Genomic DNA, 20,001 nt, shown 5'->3' with positions numbered 1-20,001 from the left:
TCAGAGTCAAGTACCCGTACCACAAAAAAGATGTCGAACCCCGTCTGAGCAGGAACAGGGAAGAACGACGAATTAAGGGGAAAGCCGAGATAGAGGAAGGATGTTGAAATGGGACCGTGTTGCGGTGAGGAGGGGAGGGAATGAGCGAAGTAATGCTGAATATAATCTACTCCAGCCTAATGTGAGTGGTCGAATCGGCTTGATTTTCAGGAAGACGAAACAAAGTGAGTACATTAGTCCAAGGCTTTAATCAAAATGACCTCTAACGGTTGCGTTTCGAGCAACAAACATCCAACATCCCGATACCCTAACTTCCTATAGAAGTGCTGTGAATCTTCGTCTGATCGCGTAGAGGTCATCACAAATTTAAAGCCTTTCCGTCTCATATCTTGTTCCCAAAGTTGCACAAGTTGCTTACCAATACCTTTCCCCCGATACTGTTCCTCAATCCAAATGAGATTCATGAAAGGTGTGTTATCCCAAAAATAGCCGTATCGCATCAATCCGACGTTGAAGCCTTGTTCGTTCCGCACAATGTATATCTCGTTCGCCTTAATTTTCGTCAGAATCAGGTTCTCCAGAATATGCTTATCGCGCGCTTTAATGTATTCATAGTCTGATTCCGTTGCAAAGCCGATCCTCATCGTTCTCCTCCTCACGAACTGTAGCGACTAATCCAATTGAGATGCAATTCTACATCAACTGCAACTATACGTCGATGATACGGTGTTTCTTTATGACTATACCTGGTTGGTGACTGGACACGGGAAAAATGCAACAGTATCCTTCTCTATTTATGTCGCCCTTACGGGCTCACGCAAAGGTATAGGATCTTATCCCAATTTCTTAGGGAGGAATGATTTATTAATCAAGTCGTGGCATGGGAGAACTCTCCACTTCAACACGGTCTATTAAGTAGGCGGTACACTCTGCTGTCAGCATAATAAGCTACTCGGTAACCGTAAACTTGGCTATACGATGGTTGACTGGCACCTCGTTACTCCATGGCACGTGGTTGCCGATAAAAAGTGCAACAGTAATCGTCTATTTTATCCTTTGAGAAGCTTTACGACATTTTCATCTCGGCTTTCATAGCTACTGTCAGTGCCTCATTTTCCGCCCTAACGGGCTTTTACGACGAAAATGCATGAGATCTTTTCTCAAATTTAATGGAAAAACGATCTATTAATAACAACGAAGTCGGGACAGGGGGATGCTTCTGCTTCAACATACTTGCTCAGTGAGTGGTGGACTCTACTATCAGCAACAAATACATGGAAAAGAGGGGCTTCTGCACCCAATGTACTTGGGCGGTAGTCGGTGAACTCTGCTATCATCAGATGCAATCATCGTGGGCGATGGAAGGCGAACCCTGCCTTACGACATTGTGGACTGGTAACCTGTAACATCATGTTTCGTGATGGCACCTGGTTCGCGGCACAATGCAACATAAGCTTTACGATGGCAATCGATGACTCTGCGAACTTACCCATCGCCGACAATAGCATAACGTCAACTTGTCGTAGTTCTGATGGTGCATCGAGATTATGAGTATCTCGATTACCACAGCGCTGTGAAGAAGCTGATATCTACAGATTAGTCAGATAATGTTTACACAGGGTGAAATACCATGTAGGCAGTCATCAAGCTCAATTTGAGTGGTCGTCATTAAAACCAGCCGACTGTAATAGCACCCATCAGCGACTGCACTACCAGATAACAGGGAGTTCACAAACCTGTCCAACAACCCTATGACCCCTTCGCACATCACTTGGACTTGAAATCACAGTAGCTCTGGAACTCAAAACGGGTCGTCCTCAAAGGGATCATGATCAAAAGATTCGTCCACGTCATGACGCTGAGTTTTCCTGTCCAACCAATTTTCCCGTCTAATATGTTTGATACCTCGGATGATGCTCCTTCTGTCGTCGTTGCCATAAACCGCTTTCAGGACTTCATACCCCAAGATCTTGCCCACATTATCAACGTTAATGCCCGTTGCTTTGATGCCAGCTTTCTTCAACAGAATGGCTCTCCGATTTGCTTCTATCAGCACCTCGCTGGTCATTGGAGGGATAACGTAAAAGTTTACATGGTAATGATATTTCTCATTGGTGATTTGCTCCGTAGCCCTACTCTCTAAATGGTCTGGAAGTTGCTCAGCGTGCACCTTTTTAATCAAGCCCAACGATGCAAACATATTCAACAGTCGGTCAACCATTGTGTGGTCTTTACTGATGCCCCGTGCGGCTAACCTTTCTGCAATGTGTCTGGTTGAGCTAAAGAACACACTCTCACCCTCAACGGATTCGTCTTCCGTTACGATGTTGGCGAGTCCGATTCTATTCATCTCGTCAAGCAGGTAGAGGTGCCTCTTGATGAACCTATGCAAATCGGTGTAACTGGTTGCCAAAGTAGAATCCGCTCGTTGGATAACAGCGATATTGTTGGCGTATTTCCTCTTTTGACTGTGTCTCCATTCAGCCTCTTGCACCGTGATTAACAGCATGTTACACAGCTTGTCGAACGCCTCATAATAGGTCAAGCCATACAAGATTTGCATAAGGTCGATAATGTCAAATGCATATCCTTCTGTATTTTCCTTGTTACGGCTGAAGTATTTCCAATTCCCATCCCTATCGTAATTGACGGATGCAATATTTCCTGCAATGATTGGGCAGTCAAAATTCTTACCACGACGCACATCCAATCCCAGAAAGAGTCGTAGATTTACTTTTTTTACCATTTCTCGCGCAAAGGAGTAGGTTCTCACTGTCTCATCATATGAAAGTTGATACTTGATTACGTTTGCATGCGTCGAGTGGAAGGTTACAAAGCGATTGTTTTTCAGTCCCCCTCTCCACATCTCTCGCTCTTCTGGAGAAAACCCCTTCTTATACTTCAGAATCTTATGGTTTTCCTTTCGTCCTGTTTTCTGCGTTGTCGTATCCAATTGTCCCGTGCCGCTTCCTCGCGAATTTGCCACAAGCAGTGCTTGATGCGCGGCGATTTCATCACTTGTCATGGTTTTATAATCAACAAATAGCTCTTTGTATCGTCCCATTTATTTTCTCTCCTCCTTGGTGTGTTCAATTGCTTTCATGCAAGATGCAGAACGCCCAAAGTCTCATCTTCACTCTCACGCCAAATCGTTTCGAATTGATCACGATCCGTTTTTGCGTAGAGGGTATTCCCAAGAATCATGCAGTAAGGGTCACCGTCGAACTTGACTATAGAATCAAGATATTTCTGCCTATTACGAACCAATTCCGAAGTTACGTCTTCGTCTTCGGAAATTCGTTCCTTGACAATGGCTACATTGAACCTGAATATCCTCTTGATCCCTTTCCTGTCAAACGGAAGAGCAGGACGAACCATGCTAATTTGCCCAGCACGATTCAATATGAATATTGGGTGGATTGGCACGTTAACACCCCCAGCCCACTGTTCCAAGAATGCCTGTACCGACCTTTTATTCATCGGATCAAAGTTTTTATCGACGACTGCTTTGATGAAGGTGGCAATCTTCTTGTATCGATCAGCAGTTTTCCGATATTGCATAAGGACATTAAAGAACGGATTCTCCGTTTCTACGGATAGTTGGGTTAACAATGAGTTTGAGATGAATTTACCCGTAATCCTGTTTTCCCGTAGGATGAACTCATTCACGAACTGAATAAGTGCCTCCGTACTTCTAAAGTCGATTTCCGTTCCATAGCAAGCTGTTTTGGCCAATCCATAATGGCCGAAAGTTGACTGAATTGCCTGTCCAGGAGTTGACGTATATCATGTCCTTATCCTAGGAATGGAAAAGGACGTCTCCTTTTGCGTTGCACCGCCCGAACAGTGCAACAGGAAACGTCCCCAACTCGTATGGTAATTCTATCAGATTATCAGCTCGTTGAGCAGTCCACCCGAGTTTTTTGTTCGGAGTGAGGAATGCATCCCGTGTCCTTGCTGTCAGGGCCAACTTGTTGTATGCGGAAGCCGACGTAGACGTTATACGCAGAGTAACGGTGACCAACTCACCCTTATCATTCGGCGCCTTCGTTGCACGGAGTGTCATCGTATCCACCACGAACTCCCAGATATTCTTGTGCCCTACAAGCGCTATGACCGAGAAAGTATAGAGCAGATCATTACCGAATCATCCCCTTCAGTGGGGGCGGACGAATCCACCATCCGCCGTGTCCGTCAATGGTTCGAGACATGGTCTTCGTATGCTACCGGTTGTCTGGTTGCTATTGCAAACCGTCACGGCCGTGTGTTGGAACCGTCCTATCCAACACAATCCTCACTCCATCGAATTGGACATTTGGTCGGCGACGCCGTCGGGTGGATGGCCCGTGCTGTCCGCCCTATTGCAAATCTACATTTGTGGACACATACCCGTTCTGCCTTTGTGTCCGCTTCTTCTCTGTCTACTATTCAGGCTAACCCCACTTGAAGGAGAGGTTAGCCATGAAAGATTGGAAAAAAGCGGAGGATGTGGCCGTGTATCGTGTTCAGTTGCTGTCTCCACTTTTGGAAGATGGACTGGATTCAGCGCAACTTCGCAGACGCAAGGCAGAGATCTGTGCACAGACCGGGTTATCGGAACGAACATTGCGCCGCTATTTAGCTACATTTCGTGAACAAGGTTTTGAGGGACTCAAACCGAGGTCAAAATCTAGCCGTCGAGCTCAGGTGATCCCGGATGAGATTCTGGAAGAGGCCATTTTGTTGCGCAGAGAGGTTCCTTCTCGAAGCGTCTCGCAGATCATTCGTATTCTCGAATGGGAAGGAAAAGTGGCACCTGGGGAAATTCGGAGAACAACTCTTCAAGAGAAACTTGCTCGTCGAGGATATAGTGCCGGACACATGCGAATGTATGCTGAAACCGGTGTGGCAGCGCGTAGGTTTCAGCGCCGTCACCGCAATCAGTTGTGGCAATCGGACATCAAGTTTGGCCCTTATCTCCCCATTGGAACGAATGGTTCAAAGCAACAGGTCTATCTCGTGGTTATGTTGGATGACGCAACTCGTTTTGTTCTCCACGGGAGGTTTTACCCCACGCTGGACCAAACCATTGTGGAAGACTGCTTTCGCCAAGCTGTACAAAAGCACGGTATACCAGAGGCTATCTACTTTGACAACGGCAAACAATTCAGAACCAAATGGATGACTCGAACCTGTTCAAAGCTCGGGACACGGCTGCTTTACGCGAAACCCTATGCGCCGGAGTCGAAGGGAAAAATAGAGCGGTTTAATCGTATCGTCGACTCGTTTCTGGACGAAATCGCTGCGGCGAAACCTAAGACATTGGAACAATTGAATCAACAATTTGAGGTCTGGTTAAGTGAATGTTATCAGAACCAACCTCACTCCGCACTTCAGAATCAGATGAGCCCCGAGACTGCCTATCGTAGCGACCATAAAGCCATTCGTTTCATCTCACCAGAGAGCATCGCGGATGCCTTTTTGCATGCCGAAACTCGAAAAGTGGACAAGTCCGGTTGTATCAACTTCATGGGTAAGAAGTATGAAGTGGGTCTGTCATTCATCGGTTGTAAGGTGAATGTCATATACGACCCTGCAGATATCACGGAACTCACCATCGAATACGCGGGTCACCAGCCTTGGACTGTGGGAGAACTGGTGATTGGTGAACGGGCTGGGCAAAGACCTAAACTGCCAGAGCGGTTCGAGAACCAAAACGTTGACACATCTCGTCTGTTGGATGCAGCCGAGAAGAAGCATCAGGATCGGATTGAGCGTATCACGCCTGCAGTCCGCTATGACGCGGTCTGGAAGGAGGAGAATGGTCGTGTTTGAATCGTTCTACGGCTTTACTCACACGCCCTTCTCACGAGATATTCCAACAGATGAACTCTACATGTCATCTACACTGGAGGACATTCTCGGTCGGCTGAAGTATGCTGCGGAGCGTCAGTGGTTCGCAGTGGTGACTGGAGATTGTGGAACCGGAAAAACCACAACCATCCGTCGTTTCTCGGAGGCGCTGGAACAGTCGAAGTTCAAAATTCTGTACCTGTCGGATTCTAAGCTGACCCCACGACATTTTTACAAGGGGATGCTCGAGCAACTCGGTTGCGAGGCTAAGTTTTATCGCGGCGACGCGAAACGTCAATTGCATCGTGAGATTGAGCTGATGCGTGGGATACATAGCCTCAGTCCAGTTGTGGTCGTAGACGAAGCACATTTGCTAGATCGGGAGATGCTCGAGGAAGTAAGATTTCTTTTGAATTTTAAAATGGATGCGCAAAGTCCTATGGCGCTAATTCTCGTCGGACAGAGTGAGCTCTGGGAACGGCTCAACTTACAGGCTTACGCCGCCATTCGGCAACGCATTGATCTACAGTGTAAGTTGCATCACTACGACCGCGCTGAAATCGGGGCATACATTGAACGTCATCTAGCCTACGCGGTAGCTGGACAGCAATCTATTTTCTCGGATAAGGCTGTCGATGAAATCTATCGTTTCTCGGGTGGAGCTCCACGACTGGTCAACAAACTCTGTACGCACTGTCTCATGTATGGGGCTCAAAATCGGCAACGGATCATCGACGACCACATGGTCGAGCGCGTCATTCAAGGTGAATGCTCATGATGGCACGGAGATTACAGATGTTCTACGATCCAGAGTTGTCGCGTTGGGTGGTTGAGGGCAAAAATGAGTGGTACAGTTTGCACTGCGGGGAGATTGTGCAATTTCACATTGAACGCACAACGCTTAGTGGACGGCTAGAGCTTGGACGAACATCTTGGTACATCATCAGCGGCGACGTCGCGTTTGGACTCTTAGAAAATCGGCGATATTTGGTTAGCGTCGACCTTTAGAAACACTGTCGGGAGGGGAGGAAACTTCCTTCCCATTTTTGCAAGCGTTCTTGGACAGCGAATCCGTCAGTTCTCGGTCAACTTACACCGTCAGTTTTCGGACGTTATGCTATGTCAGTAACAGCAAGCCACCATTTTAGAAAGTTCCATTCGTAATCGTCGACCTTCAATCAGTGTTTCTCTTACCATTTCTCTGATATGGTATAGACTCGCGTTATATTTCTTGCGATTGATATCTCTGACCAGGTTTGTACTCAGCAAAAGTAACCCTCCTAACATTGATTTGAATTTCGAGCCACCTTATCTGGTCCAATTTGATGGTATGCAGTGCACCTTTGTCTGAAAGTAAGATCGTAAGCGAACGCCGTTTGACCTCGTTACCAGGATCCACCAACCTCTATATCCGCAATGCTGGGCTGTGAGTACAACACAAAAAAGCTGATTTGAGTTGTCAAGGTACCCATGATTCTTCCGCCGCCCAGAGGACATAGTTACCCCAGGGCTACATAGGAAGAAACTTAAAATTGGGCACCCCACACAAATCAGCTTTCGCTTATGTGGTGTAGGGAAAAGTGACTTCCAGTAGGAAGTCTGGTAGGGCTATGATAATACACTCGTTGTCTTGTGTAAACCTTTTTATGGTGTTTCCTCCAGACACCCCCAATGGCGTTTTCTTCTGAACACCTTTGAAGCGTCCAAACTCCCCCTCCTCCGTCCCTGTTTTCATCCTTATCTCATTTCCTACTTTTTCGCCCACAGTCGCACCCGACTCGAACATGATAGTGCGAACCCATCGGAATTATTCGCACAGAAGTGCTTAGTATATGGGGACGAACCAATTCGTAGGGAGGAATGATTTTATGTCGTATGCAATCGCTGTAGACACAGGGAAACATTATACCAAGACTCTCAGTTACAAGGATCAAGGGTACATTAAGCAACGGTTCCGCACGCTCATGCAAGAGGGAACTCATTTTTCTGGAGTCGAGGTATCTGGGGACACTTATCGCGTGGAGTTTGAGGACAAACAGTATCTTATTGGGAGTATGTGCTCAGAGTTGAATGCGGACTATGCCTCTGCGTCCAAACACTCTCTTACCCACAAATTGGCGGTTTACACGTCCATAGCCCTGATGTTGGAAAAACTCAGTGTGGACCGAGTCGGTATTCCGCAAGTCGCTGTGGCACTGAATACCCCACTTCATATCTTCAAAAACGAAAAACTAAAAGCCGCCTATCACGAGTTTATCCTGAATGACCAAAAGCCCATTTCCTTGCGCGTGAATGGACAAGCCTGGGTGTTTCGGATCAACCAACTGGTGTTATTGCCCGAATCCCTCGGTCCGATCTACTACCACCTGAATGAATACCGCAACAGCAGAGTTACAGTAATCGACATCGGCTCAATGAACGCATCCTTTTCGACTTTCGACAGGTTGATCCCCAAGATTGACAGTATGGTGATCTCGAATCTTGGCGTAAACCTCCTTCGAGGACATGTCCAGGAGACGCTATCCACCCAATTCGGAACCACAATCACGTTGGACGAAAGCGAAGCCATTCTACGAGAACAAGTCTACTCCATCAATGGCACAGTCATGCCCGACAGCCAGCCAATAATCCGTGATTTGATGACGAACCATGTCCGAGACATCATCAACTATGGAAGGTCACAAGGGCTATCGTTCACTACGCCTGTTTTTTGCGGCGGAGGCAGTCTGTTGTTAAAGGATGCTATCTTAGCCCAGTACCCTTATGCCCAGATCGATGACAACGGGAGCTACTCTAATGTGATGAGTTACTGGAAGTTACTTGAAGCCAGGGGCTTAACTTCTCATGTCTAAGCGGAAAATCTCAATTTCCGTCCGAGATCCAGCCGTTTACAAGTATTTGAGGGAGAAGGCGCAAAGGGACAACATTAGCGCGTATGTCTGCGGGTTAATTCGAAATGACATGATAAATAACCATGAAGACTTGGATGAAAGAATCGAGGCGGTAGTCAGACGGCTGTTGGGGAACCCTAACGGAATCACGCTTCAATCACGCGATCATCCGAAGAAGGACTCATTGTCGGACGAGGACAGGGAACTTCTCAAGTCGCTGTTCTAACGGAGAGAGCCAATATTGGCTCTCTTTCGCGCTCCAGCGTACGCATCCAGCCAACTTTACGTGAATTTCCCTGATATGTAGCCTATCTTTCGCAATTTCGGACACCTGAAGTCTCGATTTTAGACTTGCCAGCGATAGACTCACACACTCAAACCTGTTGAAACTCTAACGCCAATTAACAAACCCACTCTTCAAGTAATAGCCGCCGAACAATATCGTATCAGACCAGTCATCCTACCCTGCCTATGTGACCTTGGCTTTCCTCCATGCAGGTATCCCTTGAGATATAAGGACCCGCCTTTTTCACTGTTTGAGCTAAATCAAATGTCGTCCCTTATTACGAGCGCATGTGTTACAATTTTCCTATGTTTTCACGATGGTTCCGAGGAGGATGGTTTCATGGCTGAAGATGATTTAAGTAAATACGAGGACTGGCTAACTCAACTTTGCAGGGAAGTGCGTCCTCTCGACGATATTACGGTTTGGGTTGAGCAAGTAAACGATCCGCCGCTCGGAAGCTACATCATCCATTTCAACCGCAATGACAACGGAAACGTAGTCAACACCGAGATTGTCTCCATTTCGAGGCTCGACATTGAAGATAAATCAGCGGGTCAGAAAATACTTGCCGCCATCAACAAAGTTTGAACTGCCCACATGTCCAAAGACAGACGATGATGATTTTGTCTTCGATGCGAGGTCTCTAATGACATGCTCCCATTGTCTGAGTTTCCAAAGCATTGGGCATATGCCACTTCGAACATGCGAAATGAGAGCCAGTAATGGCTCTCATTCTGCTCAAGCAGACCTAATCCCTCGTGACTTCCCCAGGTTTTCCTCATATGTACCCCATTTTCACGATTTGAGCCGCAAAGTCTTTTACAACCGACGCTAAATCATACATCCATCCCGCACGGGCACCTGACGCTGATAATCATTGTTACTCGCTGTGTTTCGCAACGATATCCCGCGCCCATTCATACACCTTTTCACTTGATTTGATCCCCATGATGTAGATTCCACCGTGCCACCAGGAGTTGATGTTCAGCGTGGGTCATTTTCCCTGTTGTCATGAGATTATAGTCATTTAGCCATGGTGCAGACCCCTTTGGAACATCGAATCTTTACCGACCGCCCACTTCCGCATCGCATACGGGACAGCGTTCCAATGAAATCATCGCCCGCTTTCTCTGTAAATTGTATCTAAGTTGGCGATTCCTTCTGGTTTTAGCATCATAAGTACCCGATACCAGGGGTGTAATCGAAATTTGCAGTGGACTTATCCCCGTTACTGATCCGTCACTTCATTGTCCAACCCCAAATGGGTGTAGCCCCGTCAGACTACTCCCTCCATATGTCCAACCGTTTCAGGATGTAGATTCATCCAAGTTTGTCCCAGTTTTTAACCAGTCGTTCTTGTTGTCGGTCCCTGTAGAATTCCACGTAGAGGCTGAGCCACTGTAACGGTACAAGATTGCAGTCCTGCAGGTAACTCACTTCGCCAAATATGGGTTTATTAGAACTTTCTTATTGGTTTTCTCGTCCTCCAATAGTCGTCTTATGTAAACTTCAATTTCATTGAAATTCATATCAGGTTTAAACCCTTTGTTCCCGTCCAACCACATCGCATTCATCAGTCTATCGAAAGTCGCTTCGCATGATCGGCGCGGCATCTTCCCTAAAGTGGAGCTAAAGAAATCTGGGTGGATAGAATAATGATGCGAATGGATAAATTCGTCCCAGGTTTGACGAAGCTCTTTCTCTGGTCTTATATCAATTATCTCTACTTCTTCGAGGTTTCTATCTTCTACGGTGCCCCATGCTTCCTTTAACAGTTCAATCGCAGATACATCGGTCTTTGGTGCACTATATCCGAAAATAGTAAACATATAGGCATGCTTCAAATAATGCCTAATTCTATTCCAATTATCTTTAATGAATGGGTCATTATTATAGTCCTTTTCTTTTACAGGATATAAGAGTTTTGTGGGTTTGAATGGCTTACCACATACACTACATCTTCCATGTATAAGCCCTCCAACTTTGTGCTCATTGCAAACACCCACATATGTATTTCCGTGCAAAAATGATAGATCAGGCAAGTTAGTGGTGAACTTCGATACTCTTTCATACGCCTGTAATAATAAAGGGTCCCAGTTAAACGTCGCAATTAAATCCTTTCTTGTCAAACTCAGTATTAAAAAATCATATACAGTAGGTTCATCTGGGATCTCAAAGCTATAAAAATAGTCATAAATTCTTCTCTCCAATTCCAATGTTATGTCCTCGTATTCCTTACGACTATTCAATTCAGAGTATATGTCTTCCAGGTTATTGCTTTTGGTCTTCAAATTTGCTTTTTGTATAATATCAGCCATACCCAACTTTTCAATAAACCCAGCCATAACGGAAGTTTTTCTCTGGTTTTTATCACCATTAGGGATAGCCGCTACACTTGCACCCGCCCCGAGAAGAACTACATGTGGTCTATTTTTCATTATGATTTCAAATTCCTGGACGCTCATTTTATTCCTCCATTTTCCGTACCCATTTGAATCTGGCTGTCTCGTTCGATTAAGCAAATCAATAGACGTTTAATGTTGCCGTCTATCATGTCCGAACTGATAGGAAAATGTCCCATTGCTGACGGACACCTTATCTGTTCAACTCACGCCCAACGCCTTGAATACCGCATCCGTTGGGTCAGAGTAAAAGATCGGCTGAATCTTGATTAGCAAATCTGATGGGACTGTTTGCAGATCGACCACCGAAACCGCAGGTATTAACACCTTCTTGGCTCCTGCATCGACGCATACTTGCAACACGTTAGCAAACTCCTCGACCTTCGCAATCGTTCCACCTACTGTCATGTTGCCGAGGACAACCAAGCTCTCCTGCACGGATCGCTCCAAAGCCCCAGAACACAAGCCCACTAATTCTGCGATTGCCAGTTCGCTGGTCAGCCCGATTCCCTGCAGGTCACTGATATGCATTAAATAGTCCTTGGTCTTGGTGCTAATTGTGCCACTGATACTTTTTGCATTCGCGGTGAAGTATCGGAAAGCCGTATCAAGGCTCTCCCTCGCCCCTCGATGGGAAGCCACCCCAGACTTCTCGAATTTACCTGTTCCCGACACAACCTGGTTTTCCAGCTTATACACGCCAATCATGCCAGAATCCCCATGACCAACCGTATAAACATGACCTGGCTTACCCATTCCCTCTGGAATGAGCTTCCCGCCACCTTGTTCGGGTACGGAGACATACTCTTCGTTCAGCGTCTCCCTGTCGATGTAGGAGAAATGCACATCGTAGAACTCCATGCCACCAATTTTCTTAAGCTGTTCCTTGACCCTCCTGCGCCCCTCCAGCGCGTATTTGAGGACCTCCTCTACGTCTTCTCTGGTGTATTCCCCATTTGGATACAAGAGCTTAATCAGACCAGAAACCGTTTTACGAACAGCAATTACATCGCGCTGGTTCAGATTGTTGCCGAGCTTAAAGTAACGGTCAATCGCGTCAGCAAAAGAACGTTTCCTCATCTCTCTGAAATACTCTGCCATGTAATCGACTATGAAACCGTATTGGTTCGTGAAGAATTCGGGACGCATCTTGGGGATTTCCCAGCCAGGTAGGTAATAGTGCATCCGATCAAAAAACGCCGTATCGTTCGCCATAGCATCAGGGAACGGTGCAAAGAGATGCGAGGTCTTGATAAGGGAATCCAGACTCTGATTGATATTCCCGATAAACACCATGGATGCAGAAGCCGTCTTCTCCTCCTTCCCCCGCGCAAATGACCCAGATGCCATGTAGTCCTTCATTATTTGGATGCCATCTTTGTCCTTGAACTGAATCCCCGCCACTTCGTCGAAGGCGACGACATCCCACAACCCGACCAGTCCAACCTTCTTGGTAGACATGTTGTAGAACAGGTTCGCGACAGTCGTTTGCCCACCCGATACGAGAATGGAGTTTGGGGACAGTTCCTTATAGACGTGGGATTTCCCCGTGCCTCTTGGTCCCAGTTCGCATAGGTTGTAGTTGTTCTCGACCAGTGGTACAAGCCGAAGGAGAAGATGCCACTTTACCCGTTCCTCCAAATGGGTCGGCTCCATTCCTGTCGAGCGAATCAACACATCGATCCATTCCTCTTTGGTGAAACTCCGCCGCCCTTCAAAAATCTCGTTCAAATCCATATTGGGCATCTGAATGGGTTGTAAACTACTGATGCTAAACGGGTTCATGTTGCGGGCTTCTTCGTCAAAGAAATAGTCCATCTTCAACATGCACCAGATGCCGCCCGCCAACAGTTTGTCGTACTCTTTGACGTAGTTGGGCGAAATCGGGACACCTTTAAGACCCAGGTTTGAGAACTCGGCTTCGTAAGTGTCGATCTTAGGGTTGAGAGTGACGGTCACTTTGTCGATGATGGAATATTGTCCGATCTCGCGAATTCTTGACTTGATCTTTTCTGCCTCATCAGGTCTGACGAAGTTCTCTGCAAGGATCTTCTTGACGCGATCCACTCCCTCGCGAATGCTCTCCTCATCATTTGTCGCCGCGTACATGCCAAGCAGGTACTCCAATACATAGACGGGCACATTGGCTCCCTGCTTAATCATGCTGGTGAGGTCTTTCCGCACGACTCGACCCGCAAAGACCGTGTTCAGTTTTTGATCTAAGTCCAAAGAGCGTTCGTCATTTAGCTCCATGATGCCCGCCCTCCTTAAAAGTCGAAATCACTAACGATGCCGAGGTTGATCGTAAACGGAATCTGTTCCACGACAACATTGGTCTCAGTATCCTTGATGATGAGATAGTAGTTTTTCGTTTTGTCATATGGAATCTGTTTCAACGCGAACTGTACCTTAAACGTCCGTTCTTCAGGCTTATCGGTTGTTCGGTCACAAATCAGCGTTTCCTCATTGCTGATGACCGCTTCGTTTTCGTCCACCATGTAAATTTTTACGGTACGTGGAACCCTTTTGTCCTCAACCCTTTCCGTTTGAAAGAACGTCAGGTTAAACAAGCTGTTGGTGATCTTCCTGGTGGTATTCGTGAGCTTCACGTCTACCTTCACGATTTCGCGACTATGCTTCTGCCCACTTCTCATATTCTTGAACTGAATCAGGGGCACAACGATTTCCTGCAAGCTCGCTCCGCCATGCACGAAGTTGGCTCCAGCTCCCTGCATTTTAAAGCGAATCGTCGCTTTGGGGACATACGTCGTCATGTGATGTTCATTCACAATTAACGAGTCCATATTGATATCAAGCAGACCACTTCTCTCGCCTGAATCCTTCGCCAGCGAGTACCTTCGCTTTGTCTCGATTGCCTCGATGCCTTCCTTTTCGATCTTATCGCTTTCTTCGAGTGGATCGCGCTGATACACGAATCCGTGGTCAGCAGTGACGAAGATATTCGTGGCACTGAGATCATCCCGAATGATCTTTATGATGCCGTAGATTTCCTCTATGGCATCCTCTGCCGCTTTGAATGTGTTGATTTCCGTTGATGCTTTATCCCCAGTCGCGTCAATGCTGTCGTGGTAAATATAGATCAGCTTTTTCCCTTTGAAATACTCCCTCCGTCCTGCCTTATTCATGGAGAGCAGATCTCGGAAATGGACAGCAACACTGTCCGCCACGGTTCCCTGTAGGATGTCGTTCCGATTGTCCAGACCGCTGGAGGGTTTCCCGTCAACCAGCACCCTGCCACTAAGGTCAATCTCAAGCGTCTTATGTGGGAGCAATGAAGCCATTCCCAACTTGGTGACTGAGGGAATGACACCTAACAACGGTTGGATATCGCAAGTGCCTATCGTCTCAGTATTGAGTCTTTCCGCCAATTCCACTGCGACTTCGTAGCGAAATGCATCGGAAATCACGACAAACACGCGATCACCCTGACGAATCTTCGGTCCAACAAAGTTTCGGTAGAAGTCGTTCTGACTCTGCACGCCTGGAAGCGACCAGTTTGCTTTCATCTCGCTATCCACGGCAGAAGACCAATGGGCACTCAGTTCCCCTATGAACCAGTTGGTATAGAGGTTTTCGACCATCATCCGTAGCTTCTTCAGGATCTCGCTGTCTGGCTCATTATCATAGGCGACATAGAACTTACGGTAGTACATGTCCATCTTGTAATAGTCACTGACGTAAGCTCGGAACATATCGAGTGCCTGCACCTGCGGAATTCCAGAATGATGCTGTTTATGGAACTCAAACATCTTCACGGTGTAAAACAGAGCCTCATAGATGAAACGATACCGCTCAAAGAAGTGCTTGGTGCGCCTAAGATTGATGAGCTTGATGTACTCCGCGTAGTCCTCCAAGCTTGCATCCAGACTGTTAGCGATAAATGTGATGATAGCTCTATCAAAATACTCGAAAGTATCCGCCGTCTTAAAGTTTTGAACGTCCAACTGTCGCACAATATCAGCGAGTTTGATTTCGCGCTCAGCAATATCTGCGAGGTCGTCATACGCGGCATAATCCGTCTTGTGGTTCATCCAATGGTCGATGAACACCATCGCGTTCGACCTGTTCCTCGTGGCGATGTAGTGTTTCACCTGCGAAAGATGCCTCTCATCAATAGCGTGACTGAGTGCGGATACGGTCAGGTGAATGAACAATGTCTTTAGCGATGGGCTACTTTGTTCATATCCATAACGGTCAGACACATATCTCCAGAACACGGAGAGGTCAAAGAACTTCTCAAACTGTTCCAGGTACTTGTTATCGTTGTCATCCAGGCTATCCATCAGGACAGCCTTTAGAACATCCTCGAAATCAGGGGACTTCAAGCCACAGATTGTGCTCATCATCCCCAGTTCCAGGGCTTCCTGCGAAGTAATGTGCATATCAAATGCTTTCAATCGTCGCGTTCGCTCTTTGCTTCCGAAGAACTTCTCGTACTTCTTGACCACATTTCGCAGACTGGGATCAATGTTGCACTCATCCATCAGCAACGAGATCCTGTCTGCGTGAAACGCCTGAGAATATAAGAACGTATCCATGAGCCAGTTGTCCTCATGGTTCATGTCCAGATTTGAGTAGATCAGATAGTGAGACGTTGTGTCCTCTTCTTCAAGCATGTATTTCGTATAAAAGCCATTGGTATCAGTCAATATGTGAATTTTGGCGTTGACCAGGGAAAGCTCATTGATGTCCTCAATAAACTCTCTATCCTTGTCCAGCCAAAAGATAATCTTGCGTTGTTCCCCATCCTGCAACGGTTGCTGGAAGGTTGCATTCAGCGTGCTTACGATATCATCCAAATTCAAGTTAAACACCCTTTTCCCAAACTACAGGCGTTTAGGGATACACCATCAAGATGATTGGCATATCCCCATTCTACCCAGTTATTAGCCTCGTTTTGCAAGTAAGCCTTCGAACTTCGCGTAGTTCACATCAACGCCGTCATCCAAGTCGATCTCGATCTGCTGGTCTGCCATGTGATGGAGCACTTCTTCGTACTCCTTCAACTCGGCAATTTTCAACTCAAGCGTCTTTAATTCCTTTTTGGCGGCACTCACTTCTCTCGCCGTTCCGCCGCCCTCAATAATACTGAGGAGGGACTTCTTCTCCGCATCGTACCGCATTTGAAGCTCATGCACGTAATCCGTCCTAATTCTCGACAAAGTTGTCTTGTCGTAACGATGCATGTAGATCAGGCAGTTAAATGCTTTCTGCTTCCCAGACGTGAATAGCCAGTAAATTGGCTTCTTTTTGTATGTCTGGAGGTGATCCTTGAAGAAGTCGTTCAGGAAATACCTACGAATCGCTTCCCTCGGAGTCTCGCTATCCTTCTTTCCGAGAGTATCGGCGATAAACTCCAGGTTCTCTGTCAGGGTTTCTTCGCCAAAGGTCACTTTAACAAAGTCAACGAATCTGGATACGATGTCATCCTCAAAATACGCATCCGAAAGAATGGGAAGGATGTTGTCTCGATCTACCGTAAATGTTTTATACCTTTCAGGATCAAAGTTGCCACCAGCGAAGACAAGACCCTCTTCATCCAAGGAGTATCTACCAAACATACATCCTACAGCATAGGAGACCAGAGTTTTGATATCCTGTTCTCTTTCTGCCTTGCGAATTGTAATATCTCCATCGGAAATATAGGGAATAAGTTCGTTTTCGAGTCCATAACACTCAATCAAAATGCTATTCATTTGAGTTTCAATCTCTTTTAGCTCATTGCGCTGGGCTTCCGCATACAATGACCAACGTTCAAAAGAAGACCCTAAACGACCGTCATCACACTTGAATCTTAATAGCGGATGAGTTGCAAAATCCCAGGAGATTTCGAACGAATCCCAGTCATCCTTTGATATTTCAATACATTTTTTACACATTGCGATTACGTATTCAGTTAAATTTGTATCGTTCGGAAATTCAACAGGTATTGCCATGATCTTATTCAGCTTGAAGTCCACAGTGGGAGCCAATGCGCTCAAGTAATATTGAGATATATTACTATTCAACACAGACAATATAAAATACAAGTACGAGTCATTATCAAAAAAGCCCATAGTGTTACTGACATAGCATAACGTCCGAAAACTGACGGTGTAAGTTGACCGAGAACTGACGGATTCGCTGTCCAAGAACGCTTGCAAAAATGGGAAGGAAGTTTCCTCCCCTCCCGACAGTGTTTCTAAAGGTCGACGCTAACCAAATATCGCCGATTTTCTAAGAGTCCAAACGCGACGTCGCCGCTGATGATGTACCAAGATGTTCGTCCAAGCTCTAGCCGTCCACTAAGCGTTGTGCGTTCAATGTGAAATTGCACAATCTCCCCGCAGTGCAAACTGTACCACTCATTTTTGCCCTCAACCACCCAACGCGACAACTCTGGATCGTAGAACATCTGTAATCTCCGTGCCATCATGAGCATTCACCTTGAATGACGCGCTCGACCATGTGGTCGTCGATGATCCGTTGCCGATTTTGAGCCCCATACATGAGACAGTGCGTACAGAGTTTGTTGACCAGTCGTGGAGCTCCACCCGAGAAACGATAGATTTCATCGACAGCCTTATCCGAGAAAATAGATTGCTGTCCAGCTACCGCGTAGGCTAGATGACGTTCAATGTATGCCCCGATTTCAGCGCGGTCGTAGTGATGCAACTTACACTGTAGATCAATGCGTTGCCGAATGGCGGCGTAAGCCTGTAAGTTGAGCCGTTCCCAGAGCTCACTCTGTCCGACGAGAATTAGCGCCATAGGACTTTGCGCATCCATTTTAAAATTCAAAAGAAATCTTACTTCCTCGAGCATCTCCCGATCTAGCAAATGTGCTTCGTCTACGACCACAACTGGACTGAGGCTATGTATCCCACGCATCAGCTCAATCTCACGATGCAATTGACGTTTCGCGTCGCCGCGATAAAACTTAGCCTCGCAACCGAGTTGCTCGAGCATCCCCTTGTAAAAATGTCGTGGGGTCAGCTTAGAATCCGACAGGTACAGAATTTTGAACTTCGACTGTTCCAGCGCCTCCGAGAAACGACGGATGGTTGTGGTTTTTCCGGTTCCACAATCTCCAGTCACCACTGCGAACCACTGACGCTCCGCAGCATACTTCAGCCGACCGAGAATGTCCTCCAGTGTAGATGACATGTAGAGTTCATCTGTTGGAATATCTCGTGAGAAGGGCGTGTGAGTAAAGCCGTAGAACGATTCAAACACGACCATTCTCCTCCTTCCAGACCGCGTCATAGCGGACTGCAGGCGTGATACGCTCAATCCGATCCTGATGCTTCTTCTCGGCTGCATCCAACAGACGAGATGTGTCAACGTTTTGGTTCTCGAACCGCTCTGGCAGTTTAGGTCTTTGCCCAGCCCGTTCACCAATCACCAGTTCTCCCACAGTCCAAGGCTGGTGACCCGCGTATTCGATGGTGAGTTCCGTGATATCTGCAGGGTCGTATATGACATTCACCTTACAACCGATGAATGACAGACCCACTTCATACTTCTTACCCATGAAGTTGATACAACCGGACTTGTCCACTTTTCGAGTTTCGGCATGCAAAAAGGCATCCGCGATGCTCTCTGGTGAGATGAAACGAATGGCTTTATGGTCGCTACGATAGGCAGTCTCGGGGCTCATCTGATTCTGAAGTGCGGAGTGAGGTTGGTTCTGATAACATTCACTTAACCAGACCTCAAATTGTTGATTCAATTGTTCCAATGTCTTAGGTTTCGCCGCAGCGATTTCGTCCAGAAACGAGTCGACGATACGATTAAACCGCTCTATTTTTCCCTTCGACTCCGGCGCATAGGGTTTCGCGTAAAGCAGCCGTGTCCCGAGCTTTGAACAGGTTCGAGTCATCCATTTGGTTCTGAATTGTTTGCCGTTGTCAAAGTAGATAGCCTCTGGTATACCGTGCTTTTGTACAGCTTGGCGAAAGCAGTCTTCCACAATGGTTTGGTCCAGCGTGGGGTAAAACCTCCCGTGGAGAACAAAACGAGTTGCGTCATCCAACATAACCACGAGATAGACCTGTTGCTTTGAACCATTCGTTCCAATGGGGAGATAAGGGCCAAACTTGATGTCCGATTGCCACAACTGATTGCGGTGACGGCGCTGAAACCTACGCGCTGCCACACCGGTTTCAGCATACATTCGCATGTGTCCGGCACTATATCCTCGACGAGCAAGTTTCTCTTGAAGAGTTGTTCTCCGAATTTCCCCAGGTGCCACTTTTCCTTCCCATTCGAGAATACGAATGATCTGCGAGACGCTTCGAGAAGGAACCTCTCTGCGCAACAAAATGGCCTCTTCCAGAATCTCATCCGGGATCACCTGAGCTCGACGGCTAGATTTTGACCTCGGTTTGAGTCCCTCAAAACCTTGTTCACGAAATGTAGCTAAATAGCGGCGCAATGTTCGTTCCGATAACCCGGTCTGTGCACAGATCTCTGCCTTGCGTCTGCGAAGTTGCGCTGAATCCAGTCCATCTTCCAAAAGTGGAGACAGCAACTGAACACGATACACGGCCACATCCTCCGCTTTTTTCCAATCTTTCATGGCTAACCT

General features: G+C 46.8%; 17 protein-coding genes. 7 read left to right on the top strand and 10 right to left on the bottom strand.

What is annotated here, in order from left to right; all coding sequences use genetic code 11:
• Nucleotides 1–233: 233 nt before the first annotated feature.
• From K1I37_RS02125 to K1I37_RS02115, 3 genes are all read right to left on the bottom strand, one after another.
• A complete protein-coding gene (locus K1I37_RS02125; protein ID WP_021294780.1) occupies nucleotides 234–644 on the bottom strand; it encodes a GNAT family N-acetyltransferase in 411 nt (136 codons plus the stop codon).
• A 1,157-nt stretch (nucleotides 645–1,801) separates the two neighbouring features.
• A complete protein-coding gene (locus K1I37_RS02120; protein WP_021294781.1) occupies nucleotides 1,802–3,064 on the bottom strand; it encodes a hypothetical protein in 1,263 nt (420 codons plus the stop codon).
• 35 nt (nucleotides 3,065–3,099) lie between these two features.
• Nucleotides 3,100–3,669, bottom strand: a complete 570-nt coding sequence (locus tag K1I37_RS02115; protein WP_152498698.1) for a hypothetical protein — start codon at nucleotides 3,667–3,669, stop codon at nucleotides 3,100–3,102.
• Between the two features lie 232 nt (nucleotides 3,670–3,901).
• On the opposite strand from K1I37_RS02115, the gene K1I37_RS21705 reads away from it, so the two are divergent.
• The 7 genes from K1I37_RS21705 to K1I37_RS02085 all read left to right on the top strand — a co-directional run bounded on the left by K1I37_RS21705 (nucleotide 3,902) and on the right by K1I37_RS02085 (nucleotide 9,597).
• Nucleotides 3,902–4,447 carry a DUF6431 domain-containing protein gene (locus K1I37_RS21705; RefSeq protein WP_081653889.1) on the top strand — a complete coding sequence of 182 codons (546 nt, stop codon included), beginning with the start codon at nucleotides 3,902–3,904 and terminating at the stop codon, nucleotides 4,445–4,447.
• Between the two features lie 14 nt (nucleotides 4,448–4,461).
• On the top strand, nucleotides 4,462–5,814 hold the full coding sequence (locus K1I37_RS02110) for a DDE-type integrase/transposase/recombinase (protein WP_242215919.1): 1,353 nt from the start codon (nucleotides 4,462–4,464) through the stop codon (nucleotides 5,812–5,814).
• On the top strand, nucleotides 5,807–6,610 hold the full coding sequence (locus tag K1I37_RS02105; protein WP_021295037.1) for an ExeA family protein: 804 nt from the start codon (nucleotides 5,807–5,809) through the stop codon (nucleotides 6,608–6,610). The genes K1I37_RS02110 and K1I37_RS02105 overlap by 8 nt, the downstream gene beginning before the upstream one ends.
• Complete coding sequence (locus tag K1I37_RS02100) at nucleotides 6,610–6,840, top strand: DUF5348 domain-containing protein (RefSeq protein WP_031217800.1); 231 nt, start codon at nucleotides 6,610–6,612, stop codon at nucleotides 6,838–6,840. Before K1I37_RS02105 ends, K1I37_RS02100 begins: the two co-directional genes overlap by 1 nt.
• An 860-nt stretch (nucleotides 6,841–7,700) precedes the next feature.
• Nucleotides 7,701–8,684, top strand: a complete 984-nt coding sequence (locus K1I37_RS02095; RefSeq protein ID WP_021295394.1) for a ParM/StbA family protein — start codon at nucleotides 7,701–7,703, stop codon at nucleotides 8,682–8,684.
• The gene (locus K1I37_RS02090) at nucleotides 8,677–8,949 is read left to right on the top strand and encodes a hypothetical protein (RefSeq protein WP_021295393.1); all 273 of its coding nucleotides are present in this window, start codon (nucleotides 8,677–8,679) and stop codon (nucleotides 8,947–8,949) included. Before K1I37_RS02095 ends, K1I37_RS02090 begins: the two co-directional genes overlap by 8 nt.
• Nucleotides 8,950–9,348: 399 nt before the next feature.
• On the top strand, nucleotides 9,349–9,597 hold the full coding sequence (locus K1I37_RS02085; protein WP_021295392.1) for a hypothetical protein: 249 nt from the start codon (nucleotides 9,349–9,351) through the stop codon (nucleotides 9,595–9,597).
• An 845-nt stretch (nucleotides 9,598–10,442) separates the two neighbouring features.
• Here K1I37_RS02085 and K1I37_RS02080 read toward each other — a convergent pair.
• The 7 genes from K1I37_RS02080 to K1I37_RS02050 form a co-directional block, all read right to left on the bottom strand.
• On the bottom strand, nucleotides 10,443–11,474 hold the full coding sequence (locus tag K1I37_RS02080; RefSeq protein WP_021295391.1) for an SIR2 family protein: 1,032 nt from the start codon (nucleotides 11,472–11,474) through the stop codon (nucleotides 10,443–10,445).
• Nucleotides 11,475–11,612: 138 nt separating this feature from the next.
• Entirely contained in the window at nucleotides 11,613–13,664 is a 2,052-nt protein-coding gene (gene brxL / locus K1I37_RS02075) for a protease Lon-related BREX system protein BrxL (protein ID WP_021295389.1), read from the bottom strand.
• A 14-nt stretch (nucleotides 13,665–13,678) separates the two neighbouring features.
• Entirely contained in the window at nucleotides 13,679–16,246 is a 2,568-nt protein-coding gene (gene pglZ / locus K1I37_RS02070) for a BREX-1 system phosphatase PglZ type A (RefSeq protein ID WP_322790868.1), read from the bottom strand.
• 72 nt (nucleotides 16,247–16,318) lie between these two features.
• The gene (locus K1I37_RS02065) at nucleotides 16,319–17,368 is read right to left on the bottom strand and encodes a BREX-1 system adenine-specific DNA-methyltransferase PglX (RefSeq protein WP_152498726.1); all 1,050 of its coding nucleotides are present in this window, start codon (nucleotides 17,366–17,368) and stop codon (nucleotides 16,319–16,321) included.
• Nucleotides 17,369–17,613: 245 nt separating this feature from the next.
• Nucleotides 17,614–17,844, bottom strand: coding sequence for a DUF5348 domain-containing protein (locus K1I37_RS02060; RefSeq protein WP_031217800.1), 231 nt, complete (start codon nucleotides 17,842–17,844; stop codon nucleotides 17,614–17,616).
• Entirely contained in the window at nucleotides 17,844–18,647 is an 804-nt protein-coding gene (locus K1I37_RS02055) for an ExeA family protein (RefSeq protein ID WP_021295037.1), read from the bottom strand. The genes K1I37_RS02060 and K1I37_RS02055 overlap by 1 nt, the downstream gene beginning before the upstream one ends.
• The gene (locus K1I37_RS02050) at nucleotides 18,640–19,992 is read right to left on the bottom strand and encodes a DDE-type integrase/transposase/recombinase (RefSeq protein ID WP_242215919.1); all 1,353 of its coding nucleotides are present in this window, start codon (nucleotides 19,990–19,992) and stop codon (nucleotides 18,640–18,642) included. Before K1I37_RS02050 ends, K1I37_RS02055 begins: the two co-directional genes overlap by 8 nt.
• Nucleotides 19,993–20,001 lie beyond the last annotated feature (9 nt).

The organism is Alicyclobacillus acidoterrestris, assembly GCF_022674245.1.
Classification (GTDB): Bacteria; Bacillota; Bacilli; order Alicyclobacillales; family Alicyclobacillaceae; genus Alicyclobacillus; species Alicyclobacillus acidoterrestris.
The sequence above is the reverse complement of the archived record's forward strand: the minus strand, read 5'-3'. Positions and strand labels throughout refer to the sequence as shown.

What these genes read in the sequence shown, in the direction of transcription:
- K1I37_RS02050 (WP_242215919.1), bottom strand. Translation starts at nt 19,992, where the DNA reads ATGAAAGATTGGAAAAAAGCGGAGGATGTGGCCGTGTATCGTGTTCAG.
- K1I37_RS02090 (WP_021295393.1), top strand. Translation starts at nt 8,677, where the DNA reads ATGTCTAAGCGGAAAATCTCAATTTCCGTCCGAGATCCAGCCGTTTAC.
- K1I37_RS02080 (WP_021295391.1), bottom strand. Translation starts at nt 11,474, where the DNA reads ATGAGCGTCCAGGAATTTGAAATCATAATGAAAAATAGACCACATGTA.
- K1I37_RS02065 (WP_152498726.1), bottom strand. Translation starts at nt 17,368, where the DNA reads ATGGCAATACCTGTTGAATTTCCGAACGATACAAATTTAACTGAATAC.
- K1I37_RS02060 (WP_031217800.1), bottom strand. Translation starts at nt 17,844, where the DNA reads ATGGCACGGAGATTACAGATGTTCTACGATCCAGAGTTGTCGCGTTGG.
- K1I37_RS02110 (WP_242215919.1), top strand. Translation starts at nt 4,462, where the DNA reads ATGAAAGATTGGAAAAAAGCGGAGGATGTGGCCGTGTATCGTGTTCAG.
- K1I37_RS02100 (WP_031217800.1), top strand. Translation starts at nt 6,610, where the DNA reads ATGGCACGGAGATTACAGATGTTCTACGATCCAGAGTTGTCGCGTTGG.
- K1I37_RS02085 (WP_021295392.1), top strand. Translation starts at nt 9,349, where the DNA reads ATGGCTGAAGATGATTTAAGTAAATACGAGGACTGGCTAACTCAACTT.
- K1I37_RS02120 (WP_021294781.1), bottom strand. Translation starts at nt 3,064, where the DNA reads ATGGGACGATACAAAGAGCTATTTGTTGATTATAAAACCATGACAAGT.
- K1I37_RS02125 (WP_021294780.1), bottom strand. Translation starts at nt 644, where the DNA reads ATGAGGATCGGCTTTGCAACGGAATCAGACTATGAATACATTAAAGCG.
- brxL (WP_021295389.1), bottom strand. Translation starts at nt 13,664, where the DNA reads ATGGAGCTAAATGACGAACGCTCTTTGGACTTAGATCAAAAACTGAAC.
- K1I37_RS02095 (WP_021295394.1), top strand. Translation starts at nt 7,701, where the DNA reads ATGTCGTATGCAATCGCTGTAGACACAGGGAAACATTATACCAAGACT.